This is a genomic window from Microvirga antarctica, from assembly GCF_017921815.1.
Taxonomy (GTDB): Bacteria; Pseudomonadota; Alphaproteobacteria; order Rhizobiales; family Beijerinckiaceae; genus Microvirga; species Microvirga antarctica.
In genome coordinates, this window is record NZ_JAGEMM010000002.1 from 386474 (window position 1) to 401389 (window position 14916).

14 protein-coding genes are annotated in these 14916 nt (G+C 64.7%); 11 read left to right on the forward strand and 3 right to left on the reverse strand.

Annotated elements, in window-relative coordinates; all coding sequences use genetic code 11:
* Together J4G32_RS09175 and J4G32_RS09180 are read right to left on the reverse strand one after the other, a co-directional pair.
* On the reverse strand, window positions 1-486 hold the full coding sequence (locus tag J4G32_RS09175; protein ID WP_210486171.1) for a cupredoxin domain-containing protein: 486 nt from the start codon (window positions 484-486) through the stop codon (window positions 1-3).
* Window positions 487-529: 43 nt separating this feature from the next.
* Window positions 530-790, reverse strand: coding sequence for a heavy-metal-associated domain-containing protein (locus J4G32_RS09180; RefSeq protein ID WP_210486197.1), 261 nt, complete (start codon window positions 788-790; stop codon window positions 530-532).
* A gap of 173 nt (window positions 791-963) precedes the next feature.
* Here J4G32_RS09180 and J4G32_RS09185 point away from each other — a divergent pair, with 173 nt between their 5' ends.
* Window positions 964-3483, forward strand: a complete 2520-nt coding sequence (locus tag J4G32_RS09185; protein WP_210491197.1) for a heavy metal translocating P-type ATPase — start codon at window positions 964-966, stop codon at window positions 3481-3483.
* A 28-nt stretch (window positions 3484-3511) separates the two neighbouring features.
* Window positions 3512-3946: a Cu(I)-responsive transcriptional regulator gene (gene cueR / locus J4G32_RS09190; protein ID WP_210486238.1), complete on the forward strand. Its 435-nt coding sequence runs from the start codon at window positions 3512-3514 to the stop codon at window positions 3944-3946.
* A gap of 63 nt (window positions 3947-4009) precedes the next feature.
* Here cueR and J4G32_RS09195 read toward each other — a convergent pair whose 3' ends face one another.
* Window positions 4010-4993 (reverse strand): LysR family transcriptional regulator, encoded by a 984-nt coding sequence (locus J4G32_RS09195; RefSeq protein WP_210486271.1) that lies wholly within the window; start codon window positions 4991-4993, stop codon window positions 4010-4012.
* 161 nt (window positions 4994-5154) lie between these two features.
* Here J4G32_RS09195 and J4G32_RS09200 point away from each other — a divergent pair, with 161 nt between their 5' ends.
* The 9 genes from J4G32_RS09200 (at window position 5155) to J4G32_RS09240 (ending at window position 14899) form a co-directional block, all read left to right on the forward strand.
* Window positions 5155-6753: an ABC transporter substrate-binding protein gene (locus J4G32_RS09200; RefSeq protein ID WP_210486289.1), complete on the forward strand. Its 1599-nt coding sequence runs from the start codon at window positions 5155-5157 to the stop codon at window positions 6751-6753.
* A 51-nt stretch (window positions 6754-6804) separates the two neighbouring features.
* Complete coding sequence (locus J4G32_RS09205; RefSeq protein ID WP_246504931.1) at window positions 6805-7527, forward strand: maleate cis-trans isomerase family protein; 723 nt, start codon at window positions 6805-6807, stop codon at window positions 7525-7527.
* A gap of 28 nt (window positions 7528-7555) precedes the next feature.
* Window positions 7556-8440, forward strand: a complete 885-nt coding sequence (locus J4G32_RS09210; RefSeq protein ID WP_210486309.1) for an ABC transporter permease — start codon at window positions 7556-7558, stop codon at window positions 8438-8440.
* Between the two features lie 6 nt (window positions 8441-8446).
* A complete protein-coding gene (locus tag J4G32_RS09215; protein ID WP_210486327.1) occupies window positions 8447-9391 on the forward strand; it encodes an ABC transporter permease in 945 nt (314 codons plus the stop codon).
* Window positions 9388-10434: an ABC transporter ATP-binding protein gene (locus J4G32_RS09220; protein WP_246504932.1), complete on the forward strand. Its 1047-nt coding sequence runs from the start codon at window positions 9388-9390 to the stop codon at window positions 10432-10434. Before J4G32_RS09215 ends, J4G32_RS09220 begins: the two co-directional genes overlap by 4 nt.
* Window positions 10431-11462 carry an ABC transporter ATP-binding protein gene (locus J4G32_RS09225; protein ID WP_210486351.1) on the forward strand — a complete coding sequence of 344 codons (1032 nt, stop codon included), beginning with the start codon at window positions 10431-10433 and terminating at the stop codon, window positions 11460-11462. The genes J4G32_RS09220 and J4G32_RS09225 overlap by 4 nt, the downstream gene beginning before the upstream one ends.
* Window positions 11462-12946, forward strand: a complete 1485-nt coding sequence (locus J4G32_RS09230) for an aldehyde dehydrogenase family protein (protein ID WP_210486386.1) — start codon at window positions 11462-11464, stop codon at window positions 12944-12946. Before J4G32_RS09225 ends, J4G32_RS09230 begins: the two co-directional genes overlap by 1 nt.
* Window positions 12947-12971: 25 nt before the next feature.
* Window positions 12972-14000, forward strand: coding sequence for a dipeptidase (locus J4G32_RS09235; protein WP_210486414.1), 1029 nt, complete (start codon window positions 12972-12974; stop codon window positions 13998-14000).
* Between the two features lie 80 nt (window positions 14001-14080).
* Window positions 14081-14899, forward strand: coding sequence for an ABC transporter permease (locus J4G32_RS09240; protein WP_210486433.1), 819 nt, complete (start codon window positions 14081-14083; stop codon window positions 14897-14899).
* The last annotated feature ends 17 nt before the right edge of the window (window positions 14900-14916 follow it).

The following is a 14916-nucleotide window of genomic DNA, read 5'->3' on the forward strand; positions in this document are numbered from 1 at the left end:
TCACCTGACGACGACCGTGCCTCTCATGCCGGCTTCGTAGTGACCGGGGATGAGGCAGGCATACTCGTATTCTCCGGGCGCGGTGAATTGCCAGACGATCTCGCCGCTTGCGCTGGCGGCGAGACGCCGGGCGTTCGGATCGTCGTGCGCCATCGCCGGGTCGGCCATCATCGCTTGCTTGTGGGCGGCGTTGTTGGCGGGCGTATCGAGCACGAATTCGTGCTCGACCTTGCCGCTGTTGCGCAGGACGAATCGGACCTGCTCGCCGGTCCTGACCTCGACGCGCTCGGGAAAGAACCGCATGGCGCCGTCATCCCGATCGGTCAGGGTGATAGGTATGACGCGCGATGCCGTCGACGTATCGCCGGCTTTGCCCGGACCCATCTCGCCGTGATGATGGCCGGCACCGCCGGGCGCCGCGATCGCCACGGCGGTGGTGAAGAGTGCCGCCGTCAGGCCGGCCGCGAACCAATGCGCAGTGTGCATGCTTCCAGATCCTTTTTGTGGAATCGGGCTAGGGGGCTATGTGTCAGAGCCTGTCAGCCGTGGGCGTGTAGCCGGCAAGGGCGATGACCTGACCGAGGCGGGCCGCGTCGACCGCACCCTCGACCGTGACGCGCTTTGCCGCCGGATCGGCGACGACGCGGGTCCCGGGGAAAGCTGTCTCGATGGCGCTGGTGATGGTGCTGGCGCAATGCCCGCACGTCATGTCCTCGACATGCATCGAAAGGCCGGAGGTGGTCGCCGCCTGGGTGGCAGCGCCATTGGTATGCTGGGAACAACCGCACATGAGAATCTCCTTTTCAAGGCGTGAAGCGACCCTGCGGCGTTCCCATATGGGAAGGTCAAGCGACATTCTCAGACACCATCCGCAGCCCGGAATGAGCGCTTGACCTTCCTACGAGGGGAAGGTTTATCACAACAGCCGACTCGAGATTTCAAAGGAATTCCCTCGTGACGGATATGCTTCGCCCACCCACCTTGTCAGCCACAGCGCTCTCCATTCCCGTGGAGGGGATGACGTGTGCGTCCTGCGTCGGCCGCGTCGAGAAGGCAATTCTGGCGGTTCCCGGCGTGGATCGCGCCGCCGTCAACCTGGCGACCGAACGGGCTGACATTGTCACCCGCGACGGTGATGTCGCACCCATCCTCGACGCGATCCGCAAAGCCGGCTACGAACCCCGGGAGGAGACTGCCGATCTGGCAATCTCGGGTATGACCTGCGCATCCTGCGTCGGCCGGGTCGAGCGGGCAATTTCAACGGTCCCTGGGGTGATCTCCGCCGCCGTCAATCTTGCCACCGAGCGGGCACATGTGCGCTATGTGGGAGGCGTGGACACCGTTGCTGCCATCCGCGCGGCCTCGGCGAAGGTCGGCTACCCGGCAGAGCCGGTGGGGATCGCCGCCGACCGGCGCGACAGCGAGGCGACATCCAAGGCTGCCGACACCGCACGCCTGCGCGGCGCCATCGTGGTTGCGGCCATCGCCACGGTGCCGCTGCTGATTTTCGAGATGGGATCGCACCTCTCGGACGCCCTGCACCATGCGCTCGCGGAAACGATCGGCGAGACCCTAATCGGCTGGCTGAGCTTCATTCTCGCGAGCATCGTCCAGTTCGGCCCGGGGCGGGTGTTCTACGCGAAGGGATGGCCGGCCTTGATGCGCGGTGCGCCGGACATGAACGCGCTCGTGATGATCGGCACGAGCACGGCCTATGGCTATTCCGTCATCGCCACTTTCGCGCCATGGCTGCTGCCGGCCGGGATGGACTACACGTATTTCGAGGCCGGCGCGGTGGTCGTGACACTGATCCTCCTCGGCCGCTATTTCGAAGCGCGCGCCAAGGGCCGGACGGGCGACGCGATCCGCCGGCTGCTCACGCTGCAGCCCAAAACCGCGCGTGTGGTGCGGGATTCCGAAGAGGCCGACGTGCCCGTCGAGGAGGTCCGTGTCGGCGACATCGTCGTGGTGCGGCCGGGCGAGCGCGTGCCCGTCGATGGCCGTGTGACATCCGGTTCGTCATTCGTGGACGAGTCGATGATCACGGGCGAGCCGATCCCGTCGCAGAAGAATGCCGGTTCCGAAGTCGTCGGCGGCACGGTCAACAAGACCGGCGCGTTCCAGTTCGAGGCCGCCAAGGTCGGCAGCGACACGGTGCTGGCGCAGATCGTGCGGACGGTCGAGACAGCCCAGGGCGCAAAGCTTCCCATTCAAGCCATCGTCGACCGGATCACCATGTGGTTCGTCCCGGCGGTCCTGGCATGCGCTGCTGTTACGTTTGTGATCTGGCTCATCTTTGGTCCCGCGCCGGCGCTGAGCTTCGCCATGGTCAACGCGGTCGCGGTGCTCATTATCGCGTGCCCCTGCGCCATGGGATTGGCGACGCCCACCTCGATCATGGTCGGCACCGGGAAGGCGGCTGAACTCGGAATCCTGTTCCGTCGCGGCGAAGCGCTCCAGGCCCTTCGGAATGCCCGGATTGTCGCCCTCGACAAGACCGGCACGCTCACCGAAGGCCGCCCGAAACTCACCGACCTGCAGGTGGCCGAGGGGTTCGACGAAGCGGAGGTTCTGGCCCTCGTCGCGTCCGTCGAAATGCGTTCCGAGCATCCCATCGCCGAGGCGATCGTTGCGGAGGCGCGTCGTCGCGGACTGTCCTTGAACGAGCCTGGGACCTTCGAGAGCCTGCCGGGATACGGCATTGTGGCCACTGTGCGTGGCCGCACCCTCGCGGTTGGTGCCGACAGGCTGATGGCTCAGCGCGGTCTCGATGTGGGAGCGTTCCAGGCTGTTGCTCAACGGCTTGGCGAACAGGGCAAGTCGCCGCTCTATGTGGCCATCGACGGCCGTCTCGCGGCCATCATCGCGGTTGCCGACCCGATCAAGGCGACGACGCCTGAAGCGCTCGACGCGCTTCGCGCCCTGGGCCTGCGGATCGTGATGATCACCGGCGACAACCGCCGCACGGCCGACGCCATCGCCCGCACATTGGGCGTGGACGAGGTCGTGGCCGAAGTCCTGCCGACCGACAAGGCATCGGTCGTCAAGCGTCTGCAGGCAGGCGGCGTCGCCGTTGCGTTTGTGGGCGACGGCATCAACGACGCGCCGGCGCTGGCGCAGGCCGATGTCGGGCTCGCGATCGGCACGGGCACGGACATCGCCATCGAGAGCGCCGACGTGGTCCTGATGTCGGGCGACCTGCGCAACGTGCCCAATGCCATCGCGCTCTCGAAGGCAACCATCCGCAACATCGTCGAGAACCTGTTCTGGGCGTTCGGCTACAACGCGATCCTGATTCCGGTCGCGGCCGGCGTGTTGTATCCAAATTTCGGGATCCTGCTGTCGCCGATGGTGGCGGGCCTTGCGATGGCGCTGTCGAGCGTCAGCGTCGTGGGCAATGCCCTGCGGCTTCGTCGTTTCACGCCACCGTTGCGCAGCGCGCGGGAGATTCCGGTGACCCTCCATCCCCAACCGGTCGCGTGACCACTGTGCAAGACGACGGAGAGACGAGATGAACATCGGCGAGGCGGCACGCGAAACAGGGCTTTCGGCCAAGATGGTACGCTATTATGAGAGCATCGGGCTCATCCAGCCGGCCTTGCGCACCGAGAGCGGATATCGCGTTTATCGCAGCGAGGATATCCACACGCTCCGCTTCATCCGGCGCGCGCGCGGACTTGGGTTTTCGGTCGAGGAAACCGCTGGGCTGCTCGCCCTCTGGCGTGACAAGACCCGCGCGAGCGCCGACGTCAAATCGTTCGCCCTGAAACATCTGGCCGACCTCGAGGGCAAGATCGCCGAGCTCGAGGGCATGTGCCGGACTCTTCGCCACCTCGCCAGCCATTGCCACGGGGACGGCCGGCCCGATTGCCCCATTCTGGACGACATGGCGAGCGTCAGCGCAGTCGGAAAAGCCGCGCCTGCGAAACTCGCCCCGACGCGATAGGCGCGTGCGAGATTCCATGATGGGCTTCCGGGCGGACACGGCCAGCCGGGACAAGCCAGACCCTTAAAGGGCGTAAGGTTCGATGAGCGTGTGACCGCGCGCAATCGCCGCCACCTCCTTGCTGACGCGACGCACGATATCGTTAGCGGTGGGCGTGAGAATGCGTCCGCGCCTGGTGATCAGGTACACGTCCCGCCATGCCACAGGGTTGCTCAGCGGGAAGAACCGCAGCAACGGGTTCGGGTTGTTCTCCACCGACATCGCCGGCGCTGTCGTGATGCCGATTCCGCTTTCGAGAAGCGCCCAGAGTGTCGGATTGGTGGAAACCTCATAGCGCGGCGCCGTGACAGAGGGCGGCAGGTATGCGATCTGGTCGAGAATGCGTCCGGTGGCCGTGTCCGAGGTGAGGCCGACGAAATCATATCCGGCAAGATCGGCCCATTCCAACGAGGCTTGTTTCGCGGCGAGTGGATGATCGCTGCGCGCCAGCAAGCCCATGCGGTCCCGGAACAGCGGGCGGAAATCGAGATCCGTGTCTTCCTCGTCCTTGCTGCCAAAGCCGATATCGACCTCGTTTCGCCGCACGCGGCGGCGGACATCGGCCGAGTTTCCGTCGCGCAACTGGACATGAAGTCCTGGGTGGTCGGCGAGGAAACTCTCAAGCACTTTGGGAATGACCTTGATGGCCACGGAGTGGTTCAGCGCAATCCCGATCCGTCCCTTGCGCGCCGAGGCGGCGACCCGGATGTTCTGGATCGCAAGGTCAAAATCGCCGACGACGCGCTCCGCGATGGGCACGAAGTCCTGTCCTTCCGGGGTCAGGATCACGTTGCGGGTTGTGCGGTCGAAGAGCGAGCTGCCGATGATGTCCTCAAGCTGGCGGATCGTCATCGTCAGGGAGGGCTGCGACATGTGCAGGTCCATGGCCGCGCGGGTAAAGCTTCTGTGGTGAGCCAGGCGCAGGAAGGCTCTCAGATGCTTGATCGAGACCGTGTAGGACGCGGGGACCTGAAACGCCTTATCGAGTGGTGAGGGTCGTCGGGTCACCCGTTGGCTCCTCCGTTTTCGTGCGCCCGGTGAATTATAAGTAAACCACATTAATACGCAAATTTTTTAAATTTGCCTCAGCTGGCGGAGTGCGGTCCATTCGATCTAACAGGCCGCTCACGTCCCCTCGATGTGATGACGCGCCATAACGGGGAACGAAGATGCGCAATTTCACGACGGCTCGCCCGCCTGCAATCCTGTTTGCACTCGCCTTGACGACAAGCCCGGCCCTCCTGCTGTCGGCGGCCCCTGCGGTCGGGGCTTCAATCATCATCGGATCGGAAGGCGCGGTGCCGCCCCTCGATCCGCATCGCATGACGGGGACGCCCGGCCTGCGCGTCATCGATGCGATCTTCGATCCGCTCATCCGCGAGGATCTCAGCAAGCCAACCGACACGGCACCGCAGCTGAAAGGTGGCCTCGCGGAATCCTGGAGCGTGTCGGCCGATGGTCTCACCTACACGCTCGTCCTGCGCAAGGGCGTCAAATTTCATGACGGAACCGAATTCAACGCAGCGGCGGCCGACGTCAATTTCGCCCGGATGATGAACAAGGAATCGCCGGTCTTCGACAGCCGGGCCGCGGGCAACATGACGTTTCTGACCCGGTGGATCAAAAGCACCAAAGTCGTCGATCCTTCGACCTTCCAGGTTGTGTTGAAGGAGGCATTTTCTGGGTTTCCGCGGCTTTTGAGCGATCGCCGAGTCGGCATGATCAGCCCCGCCGCCATCGAGCAGCACAAGGGCGACCAACTGGGCCTGCGCCCGGTTGGCACCGGGCCTTTCACGCTGGCGGCATTCCAGCAGGGCCAGCAACTCACGCTGCCGCGGAACGCCTCCTACTGGGGACAGAAGCCGGCGCTCGATCAGATCGTGTTCCGTCCGATGACGGATCCCACCGCCATGGCCATCGCCATGCAGACGGGGCAGATCGACATCATCCCCAGCGCCAGTTCCCAGCAGGTCGCGCAGCTCAAGGTCGATCCGAGTCTTCAGGTGCAATATGCGGAGCCTGCGAACCAGTACTTCGTGCGTCTGAATGCCCGCGCTGAACTGACGAAGAACCCGCAATTCCGCCAGGCGCTCAACTATGCGATCAACCGCGACAGCCTTGCGGCGCTGCTCGATGGCCAGGTGACGCCGGCGACGGGTCCGGTTCCCGCCGGCAACGAACTGCCGCGCGATCCGTCAACCGCGCCATATTCCTACGATCCCGCCAAGGCCAAACAATTGCTGGCCACGGCCGGCATCGCCACGCCGGCGAGGATCAAGATCCTCGCGCCCAACAGCGGACCTGGCTTCGGACAGGCGTCGCAGATCATCGCGCTGCTGCAACAGGACCTGAAAGCAGTCGGCATCGACCTGCAGCCGCAATTCCTCGAATTCGCCACTCTCGTGTCGACCGAGGGCCCCGGCTACAAGGACGATGTCCAGGGCTCGTTCAACGGATGGACGACAGGAGCGGACAGCACCTATTGGCTCGAGCGGATGTTCAGCGGAGCCCAGCAGCCCCCGAGCGGCGTCAATCGCGGATGGTATGAAAACCCCGAGGTGGACCGCCTCTTCGCGGCCGCCCGCGGCGAGAGCGACGACGCCAAACGCAACGCGCTCTATCGCCAGGCGGCTGCGCTGATCGCCACCGATGCACCGTGGATCTTCATGTATCAGGACCGGTTGCCGCGCGTGTTGCGCGCACGGGTTACCGGAATCGTTCCCGCACGCTCGGTGTTCTTCGACTACGCGGCCATTGGCGTCCGCTGAGACATCGCTGTCCCTCTCTCTTCCTTTCCGCTTTTATCAGGAGTTCATCACATGATGTTAGGTTGGCGCGCGCGCATCGGCCAAATGAGGCCTGCCACTGCCATCGAAGGCGCTGAGGAATGGCGCACCGTCGCCCCCGTCGGCGTCGCCTTCGCGGATGCACGCACGATCGTGCCGCGTGTGGACGAAGAGGGCCTGAAGGTCATGATGGGCCAAGTCATGGAGGCCGCCCGTCAGCTTGCCACCGCCCGGGTCGATCTCATCGTGCAATGCGGCGCGCCCGGAACCTTCCTGCGTGGCCCCGGCCATGACGAGACGGTCTGCGCCGACATCGAAAAAGAGACCGGGATTCCGGCCATCACCATGATGGGCGCCCAGATGGAGGGCCTCAAGGCGCTCGGCGCAAAAACCATCGCGGTCGGCACGGTCTATTCCGACGAGGTCAACCGGAAGATGGCGAGCTACATGGAGTCCTACGGCTTCACCATCAAGTCGATGATCGGCCTGCAGATCACCGATCCGTTCGATGCGAGCGTCCATGACGCCGACAGCGCCTATCGGCTCGGCAAGGCGGCCCTCAAGGAAGCCGGGACGGCCGACGCGATCCTCATTTCCTGCGGCACCTACCGGACCTTCGAGATCCTGCCTTATCTCGAGATGGATACCGGCGTTCCCGTGATTTCGAGCAACCAGGCAACTCTCTGGCGGGCGCTGCGCGCCGTCGGTTTGCCGGACCAGATCCCGAACCTCGGCAAGCTCTGGACCGTCGCCTGAGCGGCTGAGCCACAGGAGTAACATGACGATGGCGACGATGACCCAATCCATTCCTGCAGCGAGCGAACAGAAGGAGAGCGTGCTTCGTCGCGTTCTCTCCAACGGCTCGCTGGTGATCGGATTGATCATCGTCGCCATCATCATTTTTGCTGCCGTCTTCGCTCACTGGATCGCTCCCTTCGACCCGCTCCATGTGGACCCGCTGGCACGCTATCAGCGACCTTTCTCAGGCTGGCACATTCTCGGCACCGACGAGATCGGCCGCGATATTCTCAGCCGCCTGATCTACGGCGCACGGTTCGCCCTGCTGGTCGCCATTCTCCCCACTCTGATCGCGCTCGTGATCGGGGGTGCGATCGGCCTTCTTGCCGGCTATGCGGGCGGGATCGGGGATACCGTGATCATGCGTGTGTTCGACATCATGTTCGCGTTTCCCGGCATTCTGCTGGCGCTCGGGATCAGCGCGGCGCTCGGCCCTGGACTCACATCGATGATCATCGCGATGGTGGTCGTCACGATCCCCGCCTTCGGCCGCATCGTGCGCGGCGTCGTCCTCGGCATCAAGGAAGAACTCTATGTGGAGGCGGCGCGGACGCTGGGTTACAGCCATGCCCGCATCGCGCTGCGCCACATCCTGCCCAACGTTCTGGGGCCGGCCGTCGTGTACGGCACGCTGCAGACGGGCCGCAACGTCATTCTCTCGGCAAGCCTGAGCTTTCTGGGGCTTGGCCCGCAGCCGCCGACGCCGGAATGGGGGCAGATGCTCGCAAGCGGCCGCACGGCCATCGCAACAGCAGCGCATGTGGCAACAATCCCCGGCCTTGCCATCGTCCTTCTGGCGATTGGCTTCAACCTCATCGGCGACGGCGCGCGCGACATGATGGACCCGCGCTTCACCAAAGAGCGGAGCTGACAGGCCATGCTCTCCTTCATCCTCAACCGCGCACTGCAGATCATCCCCGTGATCATCGGCGTGACGATCGCGACCTTTCTGCTGGCGCAGATCATTCCAGGCGACCCCGCCGACGTGCTGCTCGGCAGCACCGCGTCCGAAGAGACCCGCCAGGAACTGCGCACGGCACTGGGTCTCAGCGAGCCCGTCTATATCCAATACGGAATCTACCTGAAAAACCTCCTGCAGGGCGATCTCGGCCAGTCCTTCACCTTCGCGGAGCCGGTCACGCAAGTGCTCGTTTCGCGTCTCTTCAACACCTCGCTGCTGGCGATTGCGGCCATCATCCTCGCGTCGATCGTCGGCGTGGCCGCCGGAACCTGGGCGGCGCTGAAGCCGGGATCGATCCGCGACCAGGGTTTGTCGGTCGTCGTCCTGTTCTTCAACAGCATGCCGTCGTTCTGGCTCGGTCTGGTGCTGATCCTGATCTTCGGATTGCATCTGCGCCTGCTGCCCGTGGGCGGCATGGACGATGCGACCGGCAGCCTTGCGGGCCTTGCAGCCCACATGGTGCTGCCGACATTTACGCTTGCCGCCTGGTCATTGGCGGTCATCGCCCGCATGACCCGATCGGCGATCCTCGATGTGATCAACAGCGACTACATTCGCACGGCGCGCAGCCGCGGCGTGAGTGAGGCGCGGATCGTGCTGCGCCATGCCCTGCCGAATGCCATGCCAACCGTCATCACGGTCATCGGCATGCAGATGGGCTTCCTGCTCAGCGGTGCGGTGCTGACCGAGACCGTCTTCTCGTGGCCGGGCATCGGGCTTGCCATGTACCAGGCCATCTCGACCCGCGATATTCCGCTGATCCAGGGCGGCATCCTCGTCCTGGCGATCGCCTTCGTGCTGATCAACTTCGTGGTCGACATTCTCTACGCCTATTTCAACCCGAAAATTAAGTTGGCATGACGATGCATTCCAACGCCGCCCCATCTCCCGCCGCGCCGATCCTCGAGGTCAGCCATCTTGGCGTCGCCTATGGCAACGATGCGCGCAAGGTGCAGGTCGTTCACGACGTGTCGCTCGCTGTGTCGCCCGGCGAGGCGTTGGGAATTGTTGGCGAATCCGGCTGCGGCAAGAGCCAGACGATGCTGGCGGTGCTGCGACTGTTGCCGCGCGGCGGCCGGGTAAGCGGCGGCGCGGTGCGCTTCGATGGACGCGACGTCCTTGCCCTCTCGGCGCGCGATGTTCGCGGCATCCGGGGCCACGGTCTGGCGCTCATCTCGCAGGATGCGCTGACGGCGCTGAACCCGGCCATGACCATTGGCACCCAGATGGCCGAGCCGCTCATCCACTACGATGGGGTTTCCGGTGCGCAGGCCCGCAAGCGCTGCGCCGAACTGCTCGATCTCGTCGGCATCCCCGGTGCGACCTCGCGGCTCGGCTCCTATCCGCACGAATTGTCCGGGGGCATGCGCCAGCGCGCGCTCATTGCCATGGCGATCAGCGCGAACCCGAAGGTTCTCATCGCCGACGAGCCGACCACCGCACTCGACGTGACGACGCAGGCCCAGATCCTGCAGCTCATCGATCGCTTGCGCCGCGATCTCGGCATGGCGCTCATTCTCATCACGCATGATCTCGGCGTGGTGGCCGGGGTCACCGATCGGGTTGCGGTGATGTATGCCGGGCGCGTCGTCGAGACCGCCACGACCGAGGACCTGTTCGCCTCGCCGCGCCACCCCTATACCAAGGCGCTGCTCGACTCGACCGCCCGGATTGAGGGCCAGGTCTCCGACCGTCTGAGCCCGATCCCCGGTCTGCCGCCCGATCCGCGCTCGCCCGTGTCCGGCTGCGCCTTCCACCCACGCTGTTCCTATGTGCGCGACGTCTGCCACCAAGACCTGCCGCAACTGGTGGACGGCATCGCCGGCGGGGAACACCCGGTGCGCTGTTTTGTCGATCCGTTCGTAACCGCGCCTGCCCGGCGAGCAGGGGAGGCGGCGCGATGAGCACTCCGGCAATCAGGTTGAAGGACGTCTCGATCCGCTTCCCCATTCGCAAAGGCGTGCTGCGGCGCGTCGTCGGTGAGGTGAGGGCGGTCGATTCCATTTCGTTCGATATCAACGAGGGTGAAACCGTCGGTCTGGTGGGTGAAAGCGGCAGCGGCAAAAGCACGACGGGCCGCGGCCTTCTCGGCCTGTCGCACCTCAGCGGCGGCACGGTGGAGTGCTTCGGCCAGGATCTGGCAGCGCTCAAGCGCGATCGCGGCGCGCTGCCGCGGATCAGCCAGCTCGTCTTCCAGGACCCCTATGCCAGCCTCAATCCCCGCATGACCATCGGCGAGACGCTGGGCGAGGTTCTTCACGTGCATCGCCTTGTGCCGCCAGCCGAGATCGGCGCCCGGGTCGCCAAGCTGCTCGACGATGTGGGGCTTCGGCGTGAAACCGCCGAGCGGCATCCGCATGCGCTCTCCGGCGGCCAGCGGCAGCGCGTGGCGATTGCGCGAGCGCTCGCCATTGAGCCGAAATTCATCGTGCTCGACGAGGTCGTGTCGGCGCTCGATGTGAGCATCCAGGGTCAGATCGTCAATCTGCTGCAGGACCTTCAGCGCCAGCGTAATCTGACCTACCTCTTCATCACCCACGATCTCAGCATCGTCCGGCATGTGTCCCACAGCATCGTAGTGCTCTACGGCGGGCAGATCATGGAGATGGGGCCGCGCGACAGTCTTTTCGCGCAGCCCTTGCATCCCTATACCTCGGCTCTGCTGTCGGCGGTTCCGGTGCCCGATCCCAGGATCGAGCGCGCCCGGGCGCGCCTGGAAGTCCGCTCCGAGCCGCCGGATCCGTCCGCGCCGCTCCCGGGCTGCCGCTTCCAGCGCTCCTGCGCCTTTGCGATCTCCCGCTGCCAGATCGAACGTCCTGTCCTTCGCCCCATCGGTTCGCATGACAGCCGCCACGTCGCGGCATGCCACCGCATGGATGAACCGCTGGTGCGCGAAGCCTTGTCGCGCGCAAGCCATGGAGCCTTGTCCTGATGACCTCTTCCACCTCCCGCGCACCCGCCTTCACGTCGTATGTTGACGGTGCCGCCCTGCCGCCAGCCGGCGACAGGCTGGACCTCGTCGACCCTGCGACCGGCGCTGTCTGGGCACAGTCCTGCATCAATCCGAGCGCGGTGCCGCTTGCGATCGCCAGCGCGTCGGCTGCCTTCGATAGCGAACCCTGGTCGGTCCTGGCGCCGGCCGAGCGCGCCGCCCTCCTGCGCCGGCTGGGTGATCTGATCGCCGCCAATGCGCCTGCACTCGGCGAACTCGAAAGCCTCGCCAACGGCAAAAGCCACGCGGCCACCGCCGCAGAAATGCGCGCCACGGCGCAATGGTATCATTATTACGCCAGTGCGCTCGAGACCCATCAGGGCCTCCATCGCACGATCTCACGCACAGCCGAGGCGGAGATCATCCGCGAGGCTCTGGGTGTGGTGGTGGCCATCACGCCCTTCAACGGCGCGCTCTCTCTCGGCTCCTGGAAGCTCGCCCCCGCGCTCGCCATGGGCAACGCGGTGATCCTGAAGCCTCCCGCGGAGGCTCCCGGCTCCTCGATCCGCCTTGCCGAACTTGCAATCGAAGCGGGCTTCCCAAAAGGCCTCGTGAACGTCGTCATCGCGGATGCGCCACTGAGCGAACAATTGGCGACCCATCCGGACGTCGCCATGGTGAGCTTTACCGGCAGCACGGCAACCGCGCGCCTGCTCGGCGCCAAGATCGCCGCCGGCATGAAGCGCTTTGTCTGCGAGGCGGGCGGTAAATCCGCGCACATCATTTTCGAGGACGCGGATCTGGATGCTGCCGTCATCGCCGCGACGCAAGGAGCCTTCTCGGCCGCGGGCCAGACCTGCGTCGCCGGCTCCCGCGTGCTCGTCCATCAATCGCTCTACGACACCTTTCTCGAACGCTACATCGCGTCCGCAAAGCGCATCCGGCTGGGCGTGCCGTCGTCACCGTCAAGCCATATCGGCCCCGTCGCCTCGCGCCGCCAGTTCGAGCGCGTGAACGGCTTTGTGGCGGAGGCCGTCGCCAATGGGGCGCGGGCTGTTCTGGGCGGTGCGGCACCTGTCGTCGATGACGCGCTTGCGGGCGGATTCTGGGTCGCGCCGACGGTGCTGGTCGACGTCACCAGCGATATGCGCGTCTGCCGCGAGGAGATTTTCGGCCCCGTCGTGACGGTCCAGAGTTTTGCGACCGAGGACGAGGCGATCGCGATCGCCAACGGCGTCGAATACGGTCTGGCGGCAGGGTTCTGGACCAAGGACCTCGCCCGTGCCCGTCGCGTATCGCGGCGCCTGCAGGCCGGCACGGTGTGGATCAACACTTATCGGGCGATCAATCTGCGCGTCCCGTTCGGGGGCTACAAGCAATCGGGGATCGGGCGTGAAAACGGCCTCGAGGCCCTCGACGAATTCTCACAGGTCAAAGCCATCGTCACGGAATACGGACCCGCGAGCGATCCCTTTGCCCAATGACATCCAAAAGACGAAAGGAGCCGACATGACCACTTCACTCGCCCGCAAGCCTCTCCTGATCGATGCCTTGCAATACAACAAGCCGGAGCGCGCCCGCTTCAAGGAATGGCGCGATGGGGGCGTCGGATGCGTCCACGTCACACTCGCCATCTGGGAGAACGCACGCGAGACGCTCGCGGTGATCGGCGAGTGGAACCGGCTGCTCGAGCACAATGCGGATCTCGTGGCGCTTGCCACCAGCGGCGAGGACATCCAGCGCATCGCCGCGTCCGGTCGCACCGCCATCGTCTACGGCTTTCAGGATACCTCGCCGTTCGAGGACGATATCGAGCTGGTCGAGATCTTCTACCAGCTCGGCGTGCGCATCGCGCAGCTCACCTACAACGTGCAGAACCGTGTTGCATCCGGCTGCTGGGAGCCCGACGAGAACGGCGTGTCGAAATTCTTCGGCCGCAATGTGATCAACGAGATGAACCGGCTCGGGATGCTGGTCGACGTGTCGCACTGCACCGAGCGCAGCTGCTTCGACGCGATCGAGTACTCCTCGCGACCGATCGCCGTTACCCACGCCAACCCGTCTGAATTCGTCGGCACCGACATCGAGCTCAACCGTCGCAACAAGTCGACGCCGCTGATCAAGCGGCTGGCGGAACGTGGCGGGGTGATCGGGCTCAGCATGTATCCGAAGATCATGCGCGATGGCTCGAACTGCACCCTCGACACCTTCCTCGACATGACGGCCTGGACCGTGGATCTCGTGGGCGTCGACGCCGTGGGATTGGGAACCGACTACTACGACGGCTGGCCCGAGAGCGAGATCAAGTGGTGGCGCGCCGGTCGCTGGTCACGCGAGAGCGCCATCCCAATCAAGGGATTCTCGGCCTGGCCGTCCTGGTTCCAGTCATCGGTCGATTTTCCCAAGATCCTCGAAGGAATGGCCAAACGTGGCTTCTCGGAAGATGAGATTGCCAAGATCGCCGGCGGCAACTGGCTGCGCCTCTTCGACGAGAGCTTTGCGCCGCAGCAGGTGCAGGCCGAGGCCAGCGCCGCTTAAGGCACCGGACGCGCTTGCATGCGAGCCCTGCGCCGTTGAATGATCGGCGCAGGGCCTGACAATCACGATCGGAGAGACGAATGGGACAAGCGGACGCGACATTATCCGTTTCGGCAGCGCCGACGCCGTCGTGGCGAAAGATGAAGGCGTTCTATCCCTTCCTGTCGCTGGCGGTGCTTCTCATCGCCTGGCATCTCGGCGTCGTGCTGTTCAAACCAGCACCCTATCTGCTGCCGTCTCCCATTGCGGTTGCGAACGTCATCGTCAGTGAATTTCCGGCGCTGATCTATCACACGGGGATCACGGCCTTCGAGACGACGCTGGCATTTGTGTTCAGCATCGTCGTCGCCATGCCGCTCGCCTTCATGATCGCGCGCTACAAGTGGTTCGAGGAGACGATCTATCCCGTCCTGGTGATCAGCCAGGCCGTGCCCAAGGTGGCGCTAGCGCCTCTCATCCTGGTCTGGCTCGGCTTCGGATTGAGCACAAAGGTGATGATCGGCGTGCTCGTGGCGTTTTTCCCCGTCGTCATCAGCGCGGTGGTGGGCCTGAAGAGCGTGCCCAAGGACATGACGTATCTGGGTCGCTCCATGGGCCTGTCCGCCGGGGAGATGTTCCGCAAGATCTACTTTCCCTACGCGCTGCCGAGCATTTTCGGCGGCCTTAAAGTCTGCATCACCCTCGCGGTGGTGGGCGCGGTGGTGGGTGAATTCGTGGGCGCTGATCGCGGCCTCGGCTATCTCATCCTGCTCGCCAGCGGGCAGTTGCAGACAGCCTTGATGTTTGCCGCGCTGATCTTCCTGATCCTTATCGGGGTCACGAGTTTTGCCATCGTGCAATGGGCCGAGGGCCGCCTGATGCCATGGCACAGCTCGGTTCGGCAGGATGCGGGGCATTGACGATGCGAGGGACCAGA